Here is a 17,838-nt window from a genome sequence, read left to right on the forward strand (position 1 = left end):
GCGGGCGGTAGTTTTATTGGTATGCGAATCCTGCACACGTCCGACTGGCATCTGGGCCGTTCCTTCCACGGTGTGGGGATGCTTCAGGCCCAGCGCTCCTTCCTTGACCAGCTGCTGGCAACCGTCCGGGAAGAGAACGTTGACGCCGTCCTCATCTCCGGTGACGTCTACGACCGCGCGCTGCCGGGCGTGGATGTGGTGGGTCTGCTGGATGAGGCCCTTGCTTCAATCACGGCTGCCGGCGCGCGTGTGGTGCTCACCAGCGGAAACCATGATTCTGCCGCGCGCCTGGGTTTCGGCGGACGGATCTTTGAACAGGGCGGAGTGCACCTGCGAACCGGAATTGCCGGGATCACCTCTCCTGTTCTGCTGGAGACGGGCAGTTCGACAGTTGCCGTGTACGGCATTCCCTATCTTGAGCCGCGGCTTGCTGCGCCCGAACTTGGCAAGGATATTTCCCCGACGCACGCCGCAGTGCTGGGCGAAGCCCTGAACCGCATCCGCCAGGACGTGTCCGAGCGCAGGGAAGCAGGGCACCCGGTCCAGCCGGTGGTCATGGCGCATACCTTTGCTTCCGGCGGCATCACGTCGGACAGCGAACGGGACCTCACCGTGGGCGGTGTGGGAGCCGTGCCGCTGGATCTCTTCAGCGGTTTCACGTATGCGGCTCTTGGCCACCTGCACGGCAGGCAGGAACTCGCTCCGAACGTCTGGTACTGCGGCTCGCCGCTGCCCTATTCCTTCTCCGAAGCCAGGCAGTCCAAGGGCGGACTCCTGGTGGATCTTGGGGGTGAGGGTCTGCGCTCCGTCACGCCGGTCCCCTGGACAGCACCAAAACGGCTGGAGATCCTCCGGGGAACGCTGGAGGGCCTGCTGGCAGATCCAGGTCTCACGGATGCTGAAGATGCCTGGTGCCAGGTCACTCTGACGGACGATTCACGTCCGGCCCGGGCCATGGAACGGATCCGGTCCCGGTTCCCCGGCACCCTGGTGCTTTCCTTCGAACCCGCTTCCGGCTCCCGCGGAGTCAATGAGAGTTACAGCCAGCGTCTGGCGAAGGCAACGGACGACCTCGATGTCTGCTGTGGATTCCTGGACCACGTCCGTTCACGCGAAGCCGCCCCGGAGGAAAAGGATCTGTTTGCTGAAGTCCTCCGCAAGGTGAACGCTGCTGAGGTGGCCAAATGAGGATCCACCGCCTGGAGATGCAGGCCTTCGGCCCTTTCGCTGACCGCCAGAAAATCGACTTCGACGAGCTCGGTGCCCAGGGCCTGTTCCTGCTCAACGGTCCCACGGGCGCCGGGAAGACCAGCGTCCTCGACGCGATCTGTTTCGCGCTTTACGGGGCCGTGCCCGGCGCGCGCCAGGAAGCCCGGAAACTGCGCAGCGACCATGCTGCTCCAGGGGTCCCGCCGGAAGTGGTGCTTGAGTTCAGCGCCGGACCACGGCGGTTTACCGTTGTCCGCAGCCCGCAGTGGGAACGGCCGGCCAAACGTGCGGGCAGTGCCAGGGGTACGGTAACCGAACAGGCCAAGACGCTGCTCAGCGAACAGGTAGACGGCGAGTGGGTGCAGAAGACTGCCCGCAACGATGAGGCAGCAGCGGAGATCCAGCAGCTGCTCGGTATGAGCCGCGAGCAGTTTACCCGCGTGGTGATGCTGCCGCAGGGTGATTTCGCCGCCTTCCTCCGTGCCGATGTCACGTCACGGGCAGAGCTTCTGCAGCGTTTGTTCGGTACCTGGCATTACGAGGAAGTCGAACGTGAACTCAAGCTCCAGGCTGATGACGCAAAGGCTGAGCTGGCCCAGGCACAGACATCAGTGGACCTGCTCCGTGCCCAGGCCCGCAACGAGGCTGCGCGTTGCGCGAAGCTGCTGGGCAGGGAAGATCCCCAGGAGCTGGTCCAGGCTGCGGCCGGGGATACCGCGGAGGCAGCGGACGCGCAGACGGCAGCGGCTGTACCGCCCAGCCAAAGAGCCGAGACCGGTTCGGACTGGCTCCGAACGGTCCGGGAGGCCCTTGCCGGGCACCTTTCCACGCTAAAGGCAGCGCAGGCCGTGCGGACCGTGACGCTTGCCGACGCCGAGGCATTCCTGCACAAACTTGAAGCACGGCGTGCCCGCGGACTCGCCGTCCTGCAGCTCGAAGCTGAGGAACGCGAGCTCGCCCGCAGGCAGTCGTCCAGCCTGCCGCAGCGGGCAGCCCTCGAGTCACATACGCGGGCGGAAGGACTCAGGGGTTACCTGGATGCTTTCGCGTCGGCCGAGGCCGGCGCGGGGAAGTCGGCTGCCGCCGCCGTCGAAGCGCTCACGGAATTGCGGAAAGCAGCGGGTCCGGCCGGATTGGGAGACCTGGTTCCTGACGCAGAGTACCAGGGCAGCGGGAGCAGCGTGCTGCCCGAAGCCGATGCCCTTCAGGGCCTGGAAGAACGCACGGCCAAGGAAACCACGGCGGCTGAGAACGCACTGGCAGACGCGGAACGGGCCGCCGCCCTGGACCGCCAGGCAGCCGGGGAACGCTCCCGGGAAACCTCCCTTCGGGCTGAAGCCGCAGCGGCGGAGGAGAAAGCGGACGAACTTCGGATCGAGCAGGAATCGCTGCGGACAGACCTTCCCCGGCTAAGGGCCCTGGCCGCCGGCACTGAACCCGCCCGCCGCCGGATGGAAGACGCGGACAAGGTCCTGGCTGCGATCGAGGCCTTTACCGAGGCGCAGGCCGCTGCGGCTGCCTCGGCAGAGAAGGCCGCACTGTCGCGGCAGCGGTACCAGGACGCACGGGAGGAATGGCAGAACCTGCTGCAGCTGCGGCTGGACCAGGCTGCAGCGGAACTGGCATCCAGTCTGGAACCGGGGGAGGGCTGCCCCGTTTGCGGCAGTGAGGCCCACCCGTCCCCGGCACCGCTCCCGGAGGACGGAAAATTCGTCACCCGGGAAGAAGAGTCCGCGGCCCGGACCGCTGCCAGGAACGCTGAACGGTCCTGGGAAGGCGCCCGCACGGCTGCCGAAACTGATGCTTCGCACGCTGCCGCCCTGCAGGCGCAGGGCGGGGACTCCGACCCCGGTGAATCCCGCATTGCGCGGGACCAGGCCGCCGAAGACCTGCGGGCCGCGGAGGAAGCGGCTGCGATCCTGGCCGTTTCCGAAGAACGCCTCCAGGAGGTGGAAACCGAATTGGGGAGGCTGGGCGAGAAACGGTCCGGCCTCCTGCAGGAAGCCGCCCAGGCGCAGGCCCGTGCCTCGGCGGCTCAGGAAGAAATCGAAGAGCTTGCCCGCAGGGGTTCCGCGGAGCTTACCGAAACCGCTGAGCTCTCGGACCGGCTGGAACGTCTGCGGACAGTGCGCCGTCTGACGGCTTCAGCCAGGACAGGCCTGCAGGGTTTCCAGCAGGCAGCGGTGTTCAGGGAAGAAGCCGAAGCCTCGCTTGCCCACGCGCTGGACGGGACGGAATTCGCCGATGCAGCTGCCGCCCGGAAAGCCCTCCTGCCCGCAGACGAGGCAGGCGCCCTGTGCCGGGAACTCGAAGCCCTCGATGCCCAAGCAGCCCGGCTGGCCCTCCGGCGTGAAAATGAGGACGCGCTTGCGGCGCTGGACAGCGACGGCGCTCCTGAGCAAATGCCGGACGAAGAAGACGTGGCAGAAGCGTCCGAGGCCGCCGGTGCTGCCCGCCGCGCAGTTTCCGACGGAGCAGTGCAGATCGGGCAGCTGGAGGGCTCGGCCGGAACGCTGGAGGAACTCGGCGCCCAGCTGGCGGTTGCCGAGGAAGAACTCCAGCCGCTGCACAGCAGGCACGAGCTGCTGCAGTCACTGAGCGACACGGCCCGCGGTAACGGCGAGAACAACTACCGGATGGCACTCAGCACCTATGTGCTGGCTGCGCGGCTTGAACAGGTCGCGGCCGCTGCCACCGAGCGGCTGGCGGCAATGACTGCCGGGCGGTACTCGCTGGTCCACGACGATTCACGTTCCGGAAACCGGCGTGCCGGACTCGGACTCCACGTGATCGATGACTGGACCGGGGTCCGAAGGGATACTTCGACCCTTTCAGGCGGGGAGTCCTTTATGGCGTCCCTCGCGCTGGCGCTGGGCCTGGCCGACGTGGTGCAGCAGGAATCGGGCGGAACAAGCATGGAGACCCTCTTCGTTGATGAGGGCTTCGGCAGCCTGGATGAGGAGGCACTCGAACAGGTCATGGATGCCCTGGAAGGGCTGCGCGACGGCGGCCGGGTAGTTGGGCTCGTAAGCCACGTGGCGGAAATGAAGCTGCGCATCGCCGCCCAGCTGCAGATCACCAGGGGCCGTAACGGTTCCACTGTCCGTTACCGTGCTGCGGAAGCCCTGCCTGCCTAGGACCCGCACGGACGTCCATGCCCCTCCCGGAAAGGCTGTGTACGCCGACAGCGAGAACCGTCCCGGAGGCGGTGCTGTCCGGGTTAGGATCATTCTGTATTTGGGTTGGGCGCATCGGGAGGAGGGACGATGCGCGCTTTTTCCTGAACTGAGTAATCCATGAGTCCTGAACCTTTCACGCAGCAGGCCGGCACCGAGTCCGGTATCTCCACGAACAGCGCTTCCGCTGTCGACGCACCGCCGGCCAAGGGCCGATATGCCCGGATCTATGAAATCGCCGGCGCTGCCTTTTTCTCCGTGGCCTTCCTGGCCAGGCTTCCCCTGGCAATGCTGACCATCGGGGCCCTGACCCTCGTTACCAGCATTACCGGGTCCTATGCGCAGGGCGGCTTTGCTGCCGGAGCGGTGGGCGTTGGATCGGCGCTTGGGGGTCCGGCCCTGGGGTATCTGGCGGACCGCATAGGACAGCGGCCTGTGCTGCTGGGTGCCGCCGTCGCGAATCCCCTGCTCATTGTTGCCACTCTCCTGACTGCATCCCAGCTGCCCGACGGCGGGCCGCTCCTGGCCGTGCTGGCGGCAGCCTTCGGCATGGGTGCCACCGGCCCGCAGGTCGGTCCGCTTGCCCGCGTGCGCTGGATGGCACTCACCGCCAAGGACCGCAGCGGACGGGAAATGGGCACGGCACTGTCCTACGAGAGCATGGCCGACGAACTGAGCTTTGTGCTGGGCCCGGCTTTGGTGGGCCTGCTCGCCGCAGCCGTCGCACCCTGGCTTCCGCTGGCCCTGGCAGCTCTCCTGTCCGCCACGATGGTTAGCGCCTTTGCCTTCCACCGCTCGGCCGCTGCCGTCGTTCCGTCCCGCCGCAGGGACAGCCGCGCTGCAGCGGCGGAGAGCGGAACGCCGGAACGCGGCGGTGTGTCCTGGGGGCTCCTGGCCCTTCCCGTCCTTGGGATGGTGGCCATGGGAACCTTCTTCGGCGCCACGCAGGCGAGCCTGGCGGCCTTCGGCGGCTCATTCGGCGCAGCGGATACCGCAGGCCTCCTGTATTCGGCCATGGGCATCAGCTCGGCTGCCGCGGCACTTTCAGTTGCCTTCTGGCCGCAGCGCCTGAGCCAGTCCGTGCGCTGGGTTCTCTCGGCTGCAGCGATGACCGGGGGCACTCTGCTGCTGCTCCTGCCCTCGGGCATCCCGGGAATGCTCCTGGCGCTCTTTGTTCTCGGCATCCCGGTGGGGCCCACCATGGTCAGTATCTTCGGCATTGGTGCTGAACTTGCCCCGCGGCACCTGATGGGTACGTTCATGACGCTGCTTGCCAGCGGAACTGTTGCCGGCACTGCCGTCGGATCGGGCCTGGCGGGGCCGCTGGCGGAAGAGTTTGGACACCCGGCAGCTTTCCTGGTGAGCGTTGGCGCGGCATGCGCGCTCCTGATCCTGGGCCTGGCGTCTGCTGTGGCTGTGCATAGGGTTAAGAGCAGGCAAGTCTAGCCCAGCCCGGGCCGGTTCCAGAGACGCCCTGCGGCTGCGGGGTAACATTACGTACGCCGATCTCGATTGTGTTTCCAATCACATTTTTTCCTTGACGGAGGGTGACGCATTTCATAGCGTTTACCTGTAGAACTTCTGTTCAACATGCGAACATCCGCAGTTGCAGGACGTTCTTGGCCCCGTACCGTTCAAACGGGGTTTCCCACCTAAAGGAGCGCACTCGTGAAACGTACTGTCCCCGTTGTTATTGCCGCTACGGCGGCCCTGGCCCTTAGCGCCTGTGGCGGCGGGTCCCTTTCCGGTGACGACAGCTCCAGTGCCGCTGCAGGCTCGTCAGACCTGACCGCACTTTCTGTCGGTGTGATCCCGATCGTCGATACCGCACCTATCTGGCTGGGCAAGGAACAGGGTTTCTTCGAGGACGAAGGCATTGACCTGGACATCCAGACCACTACGGGCGGGGCGGCTGCCGTACCCGGCGTTGTCAGCGGTGATTTCCAGTTTGCCTTCGGCAACGTCGTCTCTGTGATGGTTGCAAATGACAAGGGCCTGAACCTCGAATTCGTTTCCAACGGAAACTCGACCACCGGCGATACCACGTCCGACTTCGGCGCAGTGGTAGTGCCGGCGGACTCCGACATTGAGACCGCAGCGGACCTCGCAGGCAAGACCGTGTCCGTTAATAACCTCTCCAACATCGGCGACACGACCATCCGCAAGGTCGTTGAAAACGCCGGAGGCGACCAGGAAAGCATCAAGTTCGTTGAAATCCCGTTCCCGGACGCTCCTGCAGCGATCGAGGGCGGCCAGGTTGATGCGGCCTGGATCCTGGATCCCTTCCTGACCCAGTCCGTGGATGACGGTGCCCGGGTGATTGCTTACAACTTCGCCGAAACCCACCCCAACCTGGACATCTCCGGCTACTTCACCTCGCAGCAGTATGCGCAGGAGAACCCGGAACTCGTAGAGAAATTCACCGCAGCGATGAAGAAGTCGCTGGAGTATTCACAGGAGAACCCGGACGCAGTCCGGGAAATCGTCGGCACGTACACCAAGATCGATGAAGAGATGCGCGCCAAGATGATCCTGCCCACCTTCCGCCCCGGCTTCGACCGCGAGGGCCTGACCGTGCTCGGCGAAGCTGCAGCTAGTTACGGCACGCTGTCCAAGGCTCCTGATCTGGACGCAATGCTGCCGGCGCAGGACTAGCGTCAGTACCATTCCGCCCGGTCTGAAAAGAACGAGAGCATATGAAATCCGCTAAACGTCTTCCCACGGGACCGTTGCTGGGTGTGGCAGGAATCCTCGGGTTCCTGCTCACCTGGGAACTCATCCCGCGGCTCGGGATAGTCAACCCGCGCTTCCTTCCGCCGGCCAGCGAGGTGCTGGGTGTCTTCGTAAGCAACCTGGGTCTTGGAGCCTTCTGGGCTGCTGTCCTGGACACCATGACGGGCTGGTTCCTTGGCCTGTTGATTGCCACGGTCGCTGCAGTGGTCCTGGGCCTGCTTATCGGTTCCAGCAACTTCCTGCGCAAGGCGACCAACTCCACCATTGAGTTCCTGCGTCCGATTCCGTCCGTGGCACTCATCCCGCTTGCGGTGCTGCTGTTCGGGCTTCGGCTTGAGTCGACGCTGCTGCTTGTGATCTATGCGTCCTTCTGGCAGGTCCTGATCCAGGTGCTCTACGGGGTGGCCGACGTCGATCCCGTAGCCAATAACACCGCCAAGAGCTTTGGCCTGGGCCGGCTGGCACGCATCAGGTATGTCGTATGGCCGACCACCCTTCCGTACCTCATGACCGGCGTCCGGCTTGCCGCAGCCGTTGCACTCATCCTGGCCATCACGGCGAGCCTGATTATTGGTTCTCCGGGGCTGGGCAAGGAAATTGCCAACGCACAGTCCGGCGGCGCAATCGCCCAGATGTATGCCCTGGTGCTCACCACCGGTGTGCTGGGCATCCTCATCAATATGGGAATGCGTGTGATTGAACGCCGGACCCTGTCCTGGCACAGCTCGGTCCGCGGGGAGGTCGTAGTATGAACACGCTCAAAAAAGCCGGCTACCTGGTAGGTCTTCCGGTACTGCTGATCTTCATCTGGTGGTTCAGTACGCTTGGCAGCACCAATTTCTTCGTGCCGAAGCCGGGAATGCTCGTCGATAAGCTCCTGACCGTGTGGACGGGGGAGCGGCTGGTGCAGGATGTCCTGCCGAGCCTCATCCGTCTGGTCACCGGCATCCTGCTGGCGATCGTCCTCGGTACGGTCATGGGCATTCTCATCGGCACCACCCGGTGGCTGCGGAGCCTGCTGGAACCCGTGCTGGAGTTCTTCCGCGCCATTCCGCCGCCGGTGCTGATCCCCGTTTTGATGCTCCTGATCGGTGTCAACGACCAGATGAAGGTAGCCGTGATCGTCTCGGGCTGCATCTGGCCGGTACTGCTGAACACCATCGAGGGCGTCCGCGCCGTTGACGGGGTGCTCAGCGATTCAGCCCGGACCTTCCGCATCGGCGGATTCGCCCGGCTGCGTTACCTGGTTCTTCCGAGTGCCAGCCCCCAGATCATGGCCGGCATCCGTCAGTGCCTGTCCATTGGCCTGATCCTGATGGTCATTTCGGAGATGTTCGCTTCCTCCGAAGGCCTGGGTTTCACCATCGTTCAGTTCCAGCGTTCCTTTGCCATTCCCGAAATGTGGAGCGGCATTGTGGTCCTTGGCCTGATCGGTGTGGCCATGTCATTTTTGTTCCAGTGGTCCGAGCGCCGCATCCTTGGCTGGTACCACGGCTTGAGAGAGGTAGAACATGCAGAGTAATCCCACGGAAGGCCAGGTCCAGCCGCTGCTGTCGGTCCGCGGCGTCCAGAAGATCTACAAGGTCGATGCCGGGGAGATCGAAGCTGTCCGCAACCTGACCTTCGACCTGCGTCCCGGCGAACTGGTCTGCCTGGTAGGCCCGTCAGGCAGCGGCAAGACCACACTCCTGAAGATCATTGCCGGGCTGATGGCCCCGACTTCCGGTGAAGTCGTCCTCGCTGGCAAGAAGGTCACCGAGCCGCCGAAGGACATGGCAGTTGTCTTCCAGGAATACGGGCGCAGCCTTTTCCCCTGGATGACAGTCCGCGGCAACGTGGAGCTGCCGCTCAAGAACGCAGGCATAGCCAAGGGCGAGCGGAACCAGCTCGTGGATGATGCGCTGGAGGCCGTGGGCCTGGCACACGTGCCCACCAGCTATCCGTGGCAGCTCTCCGGCGGTATGCAGCAGCGCGTGGCAATTGCCCGGGCCGTTGCCTACCAGCCGAAGGTGCTGCTCATGGACGAGCCGTTTGCCGCCGTCGACGCCCAGACCCGTGCCGACCTGGAGGACCTGGTCCGCAGCGTCTGGGAGAAGCTCGGCGTGACGATCCTGTTCGTTACCCATGACATCGATGAATCCGTCTATCTGGGGGAGCGGGTGGTGGTGCTCTCGAGCTCACCGACCGTGGTCCAGGAAGACATCGTCATTGACCTGCCGGAGAAACGGGACCAGCTGACCACCCGTTCACTGCCGCGCTTCGTGGAGCTGCGGAACCACGTGTACGAGCAGATTCAGATTGCCAAGCAGAACAAGGGAGCAGTATCTGCTGAACCTGCCGCCCCCCGGACGTCGGTGCCTCATGGTGTCGCGGCAACCCACGGAGTACTGGCAGACGGCGGCGGCGGAGGGGCTGACGCTTCCTAGCATTGGATGAAAGCAGCATCTGCTGAACAGGGCCGGTGGACTCTCCGATTCGGAGAATCCACCGGCCCTGTGTTGTATCCCGCAGGTGGCTTAGTATCGGTAGAGCGCCCGGACACCGGTATCCGGGCCACCCGACCGAAGGACGAACCATGGCTGAAGCAGGCAAGGGCACACCCGACGAAAAGGATGAGAACGGCGGAGCAGGGCCGGAAGGCACCATCCCCGAGACCGGCGACGGCGTCGCGGCATCCAGCACCGAGGAAGCATCCAGCTTCGAACCTGAAGAGGACGCAGACGGGGTCTGAGGGTTAACCCAGGCTGGGGGCGTGCGACGGCGGGAGCGGAATGTAGATGTTCCCGGTAGTGACTCCGCCGGTGCACACCTCCTCCGCGTCTGCGTCGTCGCCGCTGGCCGGGGGCACCGCTACTTCGGGCTCCACGGCCAGGAGGCGCAGTGCGCCCGCCGCCTCGTGGGCTGCAGGACGTGCCTCGGGCAGACGGTTGGTCATGGCGCGCAGCAGCTCTACCCAGTCGCTGCCAAGCGACTCGGGGATTTCGGGGTCGCGCAGCAGCCGGGCAACGGCTGCTTCGACAATCGGACCGGGGAATGCTTTCTCTCCGGTGAGGGATTCAAGAAGTACCAGTCCAAGCGAGTAAATGTCCGTGGAGGGTGAGACTGTACCGCCCTGGGCTTGTTCGGGGCTGAGGTAGTTTGCCGTGCCGATCGTCGCACCGTGGGCAGTGGCGACGGTTGCCTCCACCATGCGGGCAATGCCGAAATCGGTGAGCTTGGGGTAGAGCCGGGAGTCGTGCTCCGCCTGCGGGTAGAGCAGGATGTTCGCCGGCTTCACATCCCGGTGGATGACGCCGTTGGAATGGACGTAGCCCAGCGCGTCGGCCAGGTCTGCCCCCAGGGAAGCTACGGATACAGCCGGCAGCGGCCCGGATTTCAGGGTCCGGCGCAGGTCGGGGCCGTCCACAAGTTCCATGACCAGGTAATTCAGGACCTGTTCGTCTTCCTCATGGTGCAGGCCGGCGTCAAGAAGGGTGACCAGGCCCGGGTGATTCAGGGTTGCCAGCAGCAGCGTCTCGGTGTGCTGGCGGCGGTAGTCGTCGTCCTCCTGGGCGCTGGGACGGAAGACCTTGACGGCGACTTCGCGGCCAAGGTTCTCATCCATCGCCCGGTACACGGACGCAGCGCCACCGGAGCCGATCAGGTCGGTGGTGCGGTAACGCTGCCCCAGGAATAAGTCCACGGGCGTCCTCACTTAGGGGTTGAACTGCGGGGATGGGTCAATGGACGGATGCTGCTCGATGAATATCGAAAGCACACTTACTAATCTCATGTCAGTGTACTGATTACTCGATCCTATCCTGTCCGGACACCCTTCCCGCGCAGATCTCTCCCGCCGTAACCAACTCTTGACCTGCGGCTGCCGCTGCCGGGGAGGATTCCTACCCGCCGAGAAACTCGAGGGCTGCGGTCTTAAACGCCCGCGAGGTCACGGCATTCGCATGCCTGCGCCCGGGCAGGAGCAGCAGGTCAGCCTTTCCGTTCAGCTCTGCCAGCTGCGGAGCGCTCACAGCCAGTTCATCCTGGTCTCCGGCAACCAGCAGCAGCGGCATGGAGGGAACGGACTCCGCTGGACGGAAGGGCTCTTCCTTGATGGCCTCAATCAGCGTGAACAGCGCCTCGAGGTTATTGCTGGGGACTATCTGCGCCATCTTCAAAAGGTCGGCGCTGACCGGGTCCGGGACCGGAGTGCCTTCTGACAGGAACTTCCGTGCACCCTCCAGATCGAAGTCAGCCAGCGGATCGCCTGCGCCGGGACCTCCAAGGACCATGCGGTGCACCAGCTGCGGGGCAGCTGCGCCGAACTCCCAGGCGAGCCTTGAGCCCAGGGAATAACCGATCACGTCCACACCAGACGCCGGATCCGCGTCAACCAGCGGGGTAACGCCGGACTCATCCAGCAGCTCAAGAAGTGCCTTACGAATCCGGCTGGGCCGGTAGTGTTCCCTCTCTTCGGGGCTGCCGCTGAGTCCGTGGCCGGGAAGGTCCACGGTGATGACCCGGCGGCCTGCGCCGGTCAGGGCGCCTATCCATCCGGTGGAGGCCCAGTTCATCTCCGCGGAGGAGGCGAAGCCGTGCAGGGCCAGCACCGGGCGCAGCACGCTGCCGCCGTCGGGCTCGTGAATCTGGCTGTGCAGGAGCGGGGAGGTGCTGTCCAGGGTTCCGGCGCCCATCTCAGTCCTCATCAAGGACCGCGGACAGGCGGACCCGGCGGCGTGCCGGCGCCTCCTGCGGTACGGTGCCGACAATGCCGGCGGTGTCGTCGGGAACTTCGAAGACTACGAGGGGTTCGCCCACGTTGATCTTCTCTCCGGCTTCGCCGTAGACGCGGGCAACGACGCCGGCCTGCGGGGACGGCAGCTCAACAGCAGACTTGCTGGTCTCCACCTCAACCAGCGGCTGGTTGCGCTCAACCTGGTCGCCGGGGGCAACCAGCCATTCCAGGACGGTGGCCTCGATCAGGCCTTCACCAAGGTCGGGCAGGGGGAAAGAAATTTCAGCCACGCCGGTACTCCAATACTCGCTGGATCCCAAAAAGGATGCGGTCAATGTTCGGGATGTATTCGTCTTCCAGGTCACCCGAGGGATACGGTACGTCGAATCCGGTCACTCGCTCCACCGGGGCCTTCAGTGTGTCGAAACAGTGCTGCGTGATGAGTGCGGCAACTTCCGCTCCCAGCCCAGCGGTGAGCGGGGCTTCATGGACGACGACGGCGCGCCGGGTCTTGGAAACCGAGGCAGCCAGGCCTTCGGCGTCGATCGGCTTCAGCCAGCGCAGGTCCAGCACCTCGATTTCGATTCCGTCCTCGGCGGCAAGCTCGGCGACCTGCAGGCAGCGCGCAACCATTGCGCCCCAGGCGACCAGGGTCAGGTGCCTGCCCTCGCGGACCACCTGTGAACCCTGCAGGTTTCCGGGAGTGCCCGTGTCCACGGTGTCCTTCTGCCAGTAGCGGGACTTCGGTTCCATGAAGATGACCGGGTCCGGTTGGGCGGCAGAGTGGCGAAGCAGGTGGTAGGCCTGGTGCGGGCTCGACGGCGACACGACCTTCAGTCCCGGAACGTGCGCGAAGAGCGCCTCGAGGGACTCGCCGTGGTGTTCGGGTGCACGGATGCCGCCGAAGCTGGGAACGCGGAGCGTGACCGGCATGGGCATGGTGCCGCGGCTGCGGTAGTTCATGCGTGCCAGCTGGGTGATGATCTGGTTCACCGCGGGGTAGGCAAAACCGTCGAACTGCACCTCGGGGATGGGGTGGAAGCCGGCCATCGCCAGTCCCACGGACATACCGAGGATGCCTGACTCGGCCAGTGGAGTATCGAAAACCCGATCAGCTCCGAACTGCTTCTGCAGTCCGTCAGTGATGCGGAAAACCCCGCCAAGCCGTCCCACGTCTTCACCCAGCACTACGGCCTTGGGATCCTCGGCCAGGATCTCGGCGAGTGCACGGTTCAGCGCAGCCTGCATGGACATGGTCTCTACGGTGCCGGCGGGGGCATCAGCCTCCATGGGCCGGGCTCCTTCGGTCAATTGGCTAGACATGCTCGGATTCCTCCCGCCAGGCGCGGGCCTGGGCCTTGAGTGCGTCGGTGGGTTCGGCGAAGACGTAGTCGAACATCTCCTGGCCGGGGCGGGGTTTCAGCGCCTGTACACCTTCGCGGACTGTTTCGGTGTGTGCCTTTGCCTCTGCTGCGGCGTTGTCCAGGAATGCCTGGTCTGCGGCACCGCTCTCCAGGAGCAGGTGTGCCAGGCGTGCAACGGGATCCTCGCCGCCGTCGCGCCGTTCCTCGTCGAGGGTGCGGTACCGCCCGGGATCGTCGCTGGTTGAATGCGGTCCGCGGCGGTAGGTCATGGCTTCAATGAGCACCGGCCCGTTCCCGGAGCGTGCGTGCTTCAGGGCCGCCCGTGTTGCCCGGACGACGGCGGGGGCGTCGTTGCCGTCGACGGTCACCGAGGCCATTCCATACCCGGCGGCCCGGGCTGCCACGGTGCCGCCTGCCACCTGTTCCTCGGTGGGCAGCGAGATGGCCCAGCCGTTGTTTTGGACGAAGAACACCACCGGAGCTTTGAGTACGCCGGCGAAGTTCATGGCTTCATGGACGTCGCCCTGCGAGCTTGCACCGTCGCCGAAGTAGGTGATGGCCGCCGGCAGGCCGCCGGTTTCATCCTCTGACCGGACAACGTCTGCAGCGGCAAGGCGCTGGCCATGGGCCCAGCCGACGGCGTGCAGCACCGAGCCGCCCACGACGGCCTGGATCGGTGCCAGCCGGGTAGTGACCGGATTGTAAAGGCCTCCGTGCCAGCTGGCCTTGTGTGTGGACATGTACTCCACCATGTCCACGCCAAGGGTTAGGGCGACGCCCATCTCGCGGTAGGTCGGAAACGCAAAGTCGCGCGAGGTATCCAGGGCGAACGCGCTGCCCACCTGCGCAGCTTCCTGGCCAAGTTCCGGTGCGTAGCCGGGCAGGATGCCCTGCCGCTGCCAGGCGACGGCAGCGAGGTCAAGTTCCCTGGTGGAGATAAGCAGTTTGTACAGCTGCCGCAGTTCCTCGGCGGTGAGCTCGGGGATGCTCGTTGTATCTAGGTCCATGATGGAAACGTAACGTGAGTCACCAGACTCTGCAATACGCATCACAAACGGTAGGCACAGTGCGCAGATCGTCAATCGCATCACTTAAGTACCTATACAAAGTGCAAAGTCCAGCGAGCTGCTGTTCGGTCGGGGCGCCGGAACGTGGGGCTCCCGCGGCTGGAGCCGGATCAGTAAAAACGAAGGCGCCCTCCCGGACGGGAGTGCCGGGGCGGCTCTTTTCGGGTAAGCACATGAAGCGTTCGCAGCGCAGGACTGGCATTTATTTTATTTCCGGGTATGGTCTGGGTATCCGGTCTTTACGAATAAACCGGGTTTCTGAGTGTAGGCATAAAGTTAGGCGGCCTGAGGAAATTCCCGGCCCGCCGCTTACCAGTCGCTGAGGAGTGCACATTGTCGGGAAACGCAAAAAAGCCAGGCAAGTCCATCAAGGAGAAACGCGCCGAGAAGCGGGCCAAGTCGGCCGGTGCTGAGCCGGCCCCCCGTAAGCGCAAGGGCCAGTAGCAGCCCTACGTAGTTGAGCAGGTGCGGCCGGTGCGTGGCCATGAGGCTGCGCACCGGCCCGCACCTGCGCAAACGCTTCAGGCGGACGGGCAGCGGACGTTACTTTCCTGCCTTGATTTTTCACCCGCATCACTTATTGCATGGGGAATTCCGCAATTCACCGCGGCTGCGTTTTATATCCGCGGGAACGGAATTTCCGGCGGCAAATAGTATTTTCAATTCTGTGCCCGCAGGTCCGTTTTTCGCTTCTTGCACGGTGCCGGCCTGTAATTCATTCCGTGCGTGGCGCGCTGCAGCAGGGCTGCCGTGCCGCTAAAGTTCCCACAGGGGCAGTGCCACGTCCCTGATCCGGACGGTTGTCCGGTTCTTCTCCGGAACTTCCTGTACGGAAAGGTTGCCATGGCAACAGATCAGCTTGACGCCCGGATCGTGTCCCTTTTTACCGATGACCCTCGGATGTCGGTCCTGGAGGCTTCGCGGAAGCTGAAGGTTGCACGGGCAACCGTGCAGGCCAGGCTGGACCGCATGCAGCGAAGCGGCGTCATTGCAGGTTGGGGACCCCGGTTGGATCCGGCCGCGCTGGGCTATGTTGTCACCGCGTATTGCTCCCTGACGATCCGCCAGGACATGGGCCATGATGCTGTGGTAGCCGCGCTGGCAGAGATCCCCGAAGTGCAGGAAGTTCATACCGTGTCGGGGGAAAGCGACCTCATTGCCCGTGTCGCCGCTCGGTCAAACTCAGACCTGCAGCGGGTAATCGACTCCATGGTTGCCACTGGCGCCGTGCTCAGGTCTTCCTCGGTCATTGTGCTCAACACCCACTTCGAGGGACGCATGCTCCCGCTTCTGCACGCGGCAGCCGGTGCCGAGGCCAAGGAGTCCGGGCAAAGCGCGTAACGTTCCCGGTTCAAAGCGCCTGGAACCCAGGGTGATGAGTTAGAGTCGGCATGACTCTTACTTAGCTCCTGCGGGCACAGGCCCGCGTCCCGGGAAGGCCACGACTGATGAGCCCCAGATATGCCAACGTCTCGGAGCGGGAGCAGGAACCGCCGTCGCTGGCCATCTCAACGGTGATTTTCGCGCTCCGCCCGGATCCTGACACGGGCAGCCTGACGCTCTGGCTGCCGCTCGTCCGTCGGATCCGGCAGCCTTACCTCGATCTGTGGGCACTGCCGGGAGGGCCGCTGCAGCCCAGCGAATCACTCCAGGATGCCGCAGCGCGCAACCTGCAGGAGACCACCGGGCTGCAGCCAAGCTATCTGGAACAGCTGTACGCCTTCGGCGGCCCGGACCGCTCTCCGTCCCCCAGGGTTGTCTCGATCGTGTACTGGGCCCTGGTGCAGCCGGACGAGGCCGCCCTGGCCCGGCAGGACGAAAACGTTGCCTGGTTCCGGGCGGACAAAGTTGGAACGCTGGCCTTTGACCACAACCAGATTGTTGACTATGCGCTCTGGCGGCTCCGGAACAAGCTTGAATACGGCACCGTGGCCTATGCGTTCCTGGGTCCCACTTTCACCCTGGCGCAGGTCCGGGAGGTCTACGAGGCTGTTCTGGGGCGTGGCCTGGACCCTGCCAACTTCCGCCGCCAACTCCAGGCCTCCGTGCACATTGAACCCACCGACGGATACCTTCAGGGCGGCCGCCACCGCCCGCCGCGGCTGTACCGGTATGCGGGCCCGGATCCCCGGACGGATTCATTCCCCGCGAGCCAGGCACGCCCTCAAGCAACGGAGCACTGAGATGACCGAAACGATCCAGCCCTCCGGCGGCAGCGTTGCCACCAGGATCGCCCTGCTTTCCGGACCCGGGGAAGCACAGGTGGTGTCCGCAGCGTCGACCTGCACACCGGGACTGGCCGCCGCGCCCTGGGACTTCGACGCCGCACCCGGCTACGGCCCCGGGGCTTCCCTGTCAGATCCGGTCCCTGCCGGAACACCCCGGCAGGATGAGCTCCCGCAGGAATACCGGCAGGCGACGGACACGGAGCTGGAAGAACGGATTGCCAGGGCGAAGGATGCGCTGGGGGAGAGGGCCGTGATCCTGGGGCACTTCTATCAGCGCGACGAGGTGGTCCGGCACGCAGACTTCGTGGGGGACTCGTTCCAGCTGGCAAGGGCAGCCAGGAGCCGGCCGGAGGCGGAAGCGATCATCTTCTGCGGCGTGCACTTCATGGCCGAAACTGCTGATCTTCTTTCCGGCCCTGAACAGGCAGTGCTGCTCCCGAACCTGGCGGCCGGATGTTCAATGGCGGACATGGCCGATGCCGATTCTGTCGCTGAATGCTGGGAGCAGCTGACAGCGCTCTACGGCGAAACCCCGGACGCAGACGGACGGCAGCAGGTCATACCCGTGACCTACATGAACTCCTCCGCTGCATTGAAGGCCTTCTGCGGAGAGAACGGCGGGATCGTCTGCACCTCCTCCAACGCGGCGGCTGTCCTGGAATGGGCCTTCGAACGCGGCTGCCGGGTGCTGTTCTTTCCGGACCAGCATCTGGGGCGGAACACGGCCAGGGCCATGGGTATTCCGCTTGAGAAGATGCCCATGTGGAATCCCCGCCTGCCCCTGGGCGGCAACACCGCCCAGTCCCTGCAGGAAGCCAGGGTGCTCCTGTGGAACGGGTTCTGTTCGGTGCACAAGCGCTTTACCGTGGACCAGATTGCCAGGGCACGCGCAGAACATCCCGGCGTCCGGGTGATCGTGCATCCCGAATGTCCCATGCCGGTGGTCGATGCCGCGGATGAATCCGGGTCCACCGACTACATCCAGAAAGCCGTCGCCGCAGCGGAGCCCGGAAGTACGTTCGCGGTTGGCACGGAGATCAACATGGTGAACCGGCTTGCCGCGCAGTACCCGGAGCACACCATTTTCTGTCTTGATCCCGTCGTCTGCCCCTGTTCCACGATGTACCGCATCCACCCCGGCTACCTTGCGTGGGTTCTTGAGGGCCTGCTCGACGGGCAGACCCGCAACCGGATCATAGTTCCCGGACACACCGCTGCGGCCGCCCTCACCGCACTGGAACGGATGCTGGCGGTCCGGCCGTGACAATAGCCGTGGCCGGCAGCGGCATAGCCGGAAAGCTTTCCAGACTAGTGAATGGACACAGATGACCAACACAGAGCCAATGA

16 protein-coding genes are annotated in these 17,838 nt (G+C 64.6%); 11 read left to right on the forward strand and 5 right to left on the reverse strand.

Annotated features, from left to right (window positions below; genetic code table 11):
- Positions 1–21: 21 nt before the first annotated feature.
- The 8 genes from FYJ28_RS11090 (at position 22) to FYJ28_RS17130 (ending at position 9,849) form a co-directional block, all read left to right on the forward strand.
- Positions 22–1,188, forward strand: coding sequence for an exonuclease SbcCD subunit D (locus FYJ28_RS11090; RefSeq protein WP_154579313.1), 1,167 nt, complete (start codon positions 22–24; stop codon positions 1,186–1,188).
- Positions 1,185–4,346 (forward strand): AAA family ATPase, encoded by a 3,162-nt coding sequence (locus FYJ28_RS11095; RefSeq protein ID WP_154579314.1) that lies wholly within the window; start codon positions 1,185–1,187, stop codon positions 4,344–4,346. Before FYJ28_RS11090 ends, FYJ28_RS11095 begins: the two co-directional genes overlap by 4 nt.
- A 159-nt stretch (positions 4,347–4,505) precedes the next feature.
- On the forward strand, positions 4,506–5,831 hold the full coding sequence (locus FYJ28_RS11100) for an MFS transporter (protein ID WP_154579315.1): 1,326 nt from the start codon (positions 4,506–4,508) through the stop codon (positions 5,829–5,831).
- Between the two features lie 222 nt (positions 5,832–6,053).
- Positions 6,054–7,040: an ABC transporter substrate-binding protein gene (locus tag FYJ28_RS11105; protein WP_055239659.1), complete on the forward strand. Its 987-nt coding sequence runs from the start codon at positions 6,054–6,056 to the stop codon at positions 7,038–7,040.
- Between the two features lie 41 nt (positions 7,041–7,081).
- The gene (locus tag FYJ28_RS11110; protein ID WP_055239660.1) at positions 7,082–7,870 is read left to right on the forward strand and encodes an ABC transporter permease; all 789 of its coding nucleotides are present in this window, start codon (positions 7,082–7,084) and stop codon (positions 7,868–7,870) included.
- Entirely contained in the window at positions 7,867–8,640 is a 774-nt protein-coding gene (locus FYJ28_RS11115) for an ABC transporter permease (protein WP_154579316.1), read from the forward strand. Before FYJ28_RS11110 ends, FYJ28_RS11115 begins: the two co-directional genes overlap by 4 nt.
- Entirely contained in the window at positions 8,630–9,544 is a 915-nt protein-coding gene (locus FYJ28_RS11120) for an ABC transporter ATP-binding protein (protein WP_154579317.1), read from the forward strand. The genes FYJ28_RS11115 and FYJ28_RS11120 overlap by 11 nt, the downstream gene beginning before the upstream one ends.
- Before the next feature lie 149 nt (positions 9,545–9,693).
- Positions 9,694–9,849 carry a hypothetical protein gene (locus tag FYJ28_RS17130; protein ID WP_195840656.1) on the forward strand — a complete coding sequence of 52 codons (156 nt, stop codon included), beginning with the start codon at positions 9,694–9,696 and terminating at the stop codon, positions 9,847–9,849.
- 3 nt (positions 9,850–9,852) lie between these two features.
- Here the strand turns inward: FYJ28_RS17130 and FYJ28_RS11125 are convergent, their stop codons facing one another.
- The 5 genes from FYJ28_RS11125 to FYJ28_RS11145 all read right to left on the reverse strand — a co-directional run bounded on the left by FYJ28_RS11125 (position 9,853) and on the right by FYJ28_RS11145 (position 14,203).
- On the reverse strand, positions 9,853–10,800 hold the full coding sequence (locus FYJ28_RS11125; RefSeq protein ID WP_055239662.1) for a serine/threonine-protein kinase: 948 nt from the start codon (positions 10,798–10,800) through the stop codon (positions 9,853–9,855).
- Positions 10,801–10,999: 199 nt separating this feature from the next.
- Positions 11,000–11,791: an alpha/beta fold hydrolase gene (locus FYJ28_RS11130; protein WP_229780411.1), complete on the reverse strand. Its 792-nt coding sequence runs from the start codon at positions 11,789–11,791 to the stop codon at positions 11,000–11,002.
- Between the two features lies 1 nt (position 11,792).
- On the reverse strand, positions 11,793–12,122 hold the full coding sequence (locus tag FYJ28_RS11135) for a biotin/lipoyl-containing protein (protein WP_055239664.1): 330 nt from the start codon (positions 12,120–12,122) through the stop codon (positions 11,793–11,795).
- Complete coding sequence (locus tag FYJ28_RS11140) at positions 12,115–13,155, reverse strand: alpha-ketoacid dehydrogenase subunit beta (protein WP_154579319.1); 1,041 nt, start codon at positions 13,153–13,155, stop codon at positions 12,115–12,117. Before FYJ28_RS11140 ends, FYJ28_RS11135 begins: the two co-directional genes overlap by 8 nt.
- Positions 13,148–14,203: a thiamine pyrophosphate-dependent enzyme gene (locus FYJ28_RS11145; protein WP_154579320.1), complete on the reverse strand. Its 1,056-nt coding sequence runs from the start codon at positions 14,201–14,203 to the stop codon at positions 13,148–13,150. Before FYJ28_RS11145 ends, FYJ28_RS11140 begins: the two co-directional genes overlap by 8 nt.
- Positions 14,204–15,106: 903 nt before the next feature.
- Between FYJ28_RS11145 and FYJ28_RS11150 the strand changes: the two genes are divergently transcribed.
- From FYJ28_RS11150 to nadA, 3 genes are all read left to right on the forward strand, one after another.
- The gene (locus FYJ28_RS11150; protein WP_055239666.1) at positions 15,107–15,604 is read left to right on the forward strand and encodes an Lrp/AsnC family transcriptional regulator; all 498 of its coding nucleotides are present in this window, start codon (positions 15,107–15,109) and stop codon (positions 15,602–15,604) included.
- Between the two features lie 107 nt (positions 15,605–15,711).
- Positions 15,712–16,446: an NUDIX hydrolase gene (locus FYJ28_RS11155; protein WP_055239667.1), complete on the forward strand. Its 735-nt coding sequence runs from the start codon at positions 15,712–15,714 to the stop codon at positions 16,444–16,446.
- 1 nt (position 16,447) lies between these two features.
- Positions 16,448–17,755 carry a quinolinate synthase NadA gene (nadA, locus tag FYJ28_RS11160; RefSeq protein ID WP_154579321.1) on the forward strand — a complete coding sequence of 436 codons (1,308 nt, stop codon included), beginning with the start codon at positions 16,448–16,450 and terminating at the stop codon, positions 17,753–17,755.
- Positions 17,756–17,838: the final 83 nt, after the last annotated feature.

Origin of the sequence: Arthrobacter sp. BL-252-APC-1A (genome assembly GCF_009696625.1) — a bacterium.
Lineage (GTDB): Bacteria > Actinomycetota > Actinomycetes > Actinomycetales > Micrococcaceae > Arthrobacter_B.

Bases quoted from the DNA above. Each gene is read 5' to 3' on its own strand.
- FYJ28_RS11090 (WP_154579313.1), top strand. From the start codon at position 22: ATGCGAATCCTGCACACGTCCGACTGGCATCTGGGCCGTTCCTTCCAC.
- FYJ28_RS11095 (WP_154579314.1), top strand. From the start codon at position 1,185: ATGAGGATCCACCGCCTGGAGATGCAGGCCTTCGGCCCTTTCGCTGAC.
- FYJ28_RS11100 (WP_154579315.1), top strand. From the start codon at position 4,506: ATGAGTCCTGAACCTTTCACGCAGCAGGCCGGCACCGAGTCCGGTATC.
- FYJ28_RS11110 (WP_055239660.1), top strand. From the start codon at position 7,082: ATGAAATCCGCTAAACGTCTTCCCACGGGACCGTTGCTGGGTGTGGCA.
- FYJ28_RS11115 (WP_154579316.1), top strand. From the start codon at position 7,867: ATGAACACGCTCAAAAAAGCCGGCTACCTGGTAGGTCTTCCGGTACTG.
- FYJ28_RS11120 (WP_154579317.1), top strand. From the start codon at position 8,630: ATGCAGAGTAATCCCACGGAAGGCCAGGTCCAGCCGCTGCTGTCGGTC.
- FYJ28_RS17130 (WP_195840656.1), top strand. From the start codon at position 9,694: ATGGCTGAAGCAGGCAAGGGCACACCCGACGAAAAGGATGAGAACGGC.
- FYJ28_RS11130 (WP_229780411.1), bottom strand. From the start codon at position 11,791: ATGGGCGCCGGAACCCTGGACAGCACCTCCCCGCTCCTGCACAGCCAG.
- FYJ28_RS11140 (WP_154579319.1), bottom strand. From the start codon at position 13,155: ATGTCTAGCCAATTGACCGAAGGAGCCCGGCCCATGGAGGCTGATGCC.
- FYJ28_RS11145 (WP_154579320.1), bottom strand. From the start codon at position 14,203: ATGGACCTAGATACAACGAGCATCCCCGAGCTCACCGCCGAGGAACTG.
- FYJ28_RS11150 (WP_055239666.1), top strand. From the start codon at position 15,107: ATGGCAACAGATCAGCTTGACGCCCGGATCGTGTCCCTTTTTACCGAT.
- FYJ28_RS11155 (WP_055239667.1), top strand. From the start codon at position 15,712: ATGAGCCCCAGATATGCCAACGTCTCGGAGCGGGAGCAGGAACCGCCG.
- nadA (WP_154579321.1), top strand. From the start codon at position 16,448: ATGACCGAAACGATCCAGCCCTCCGGCGGCAGCGTTGCCACCAGGATC.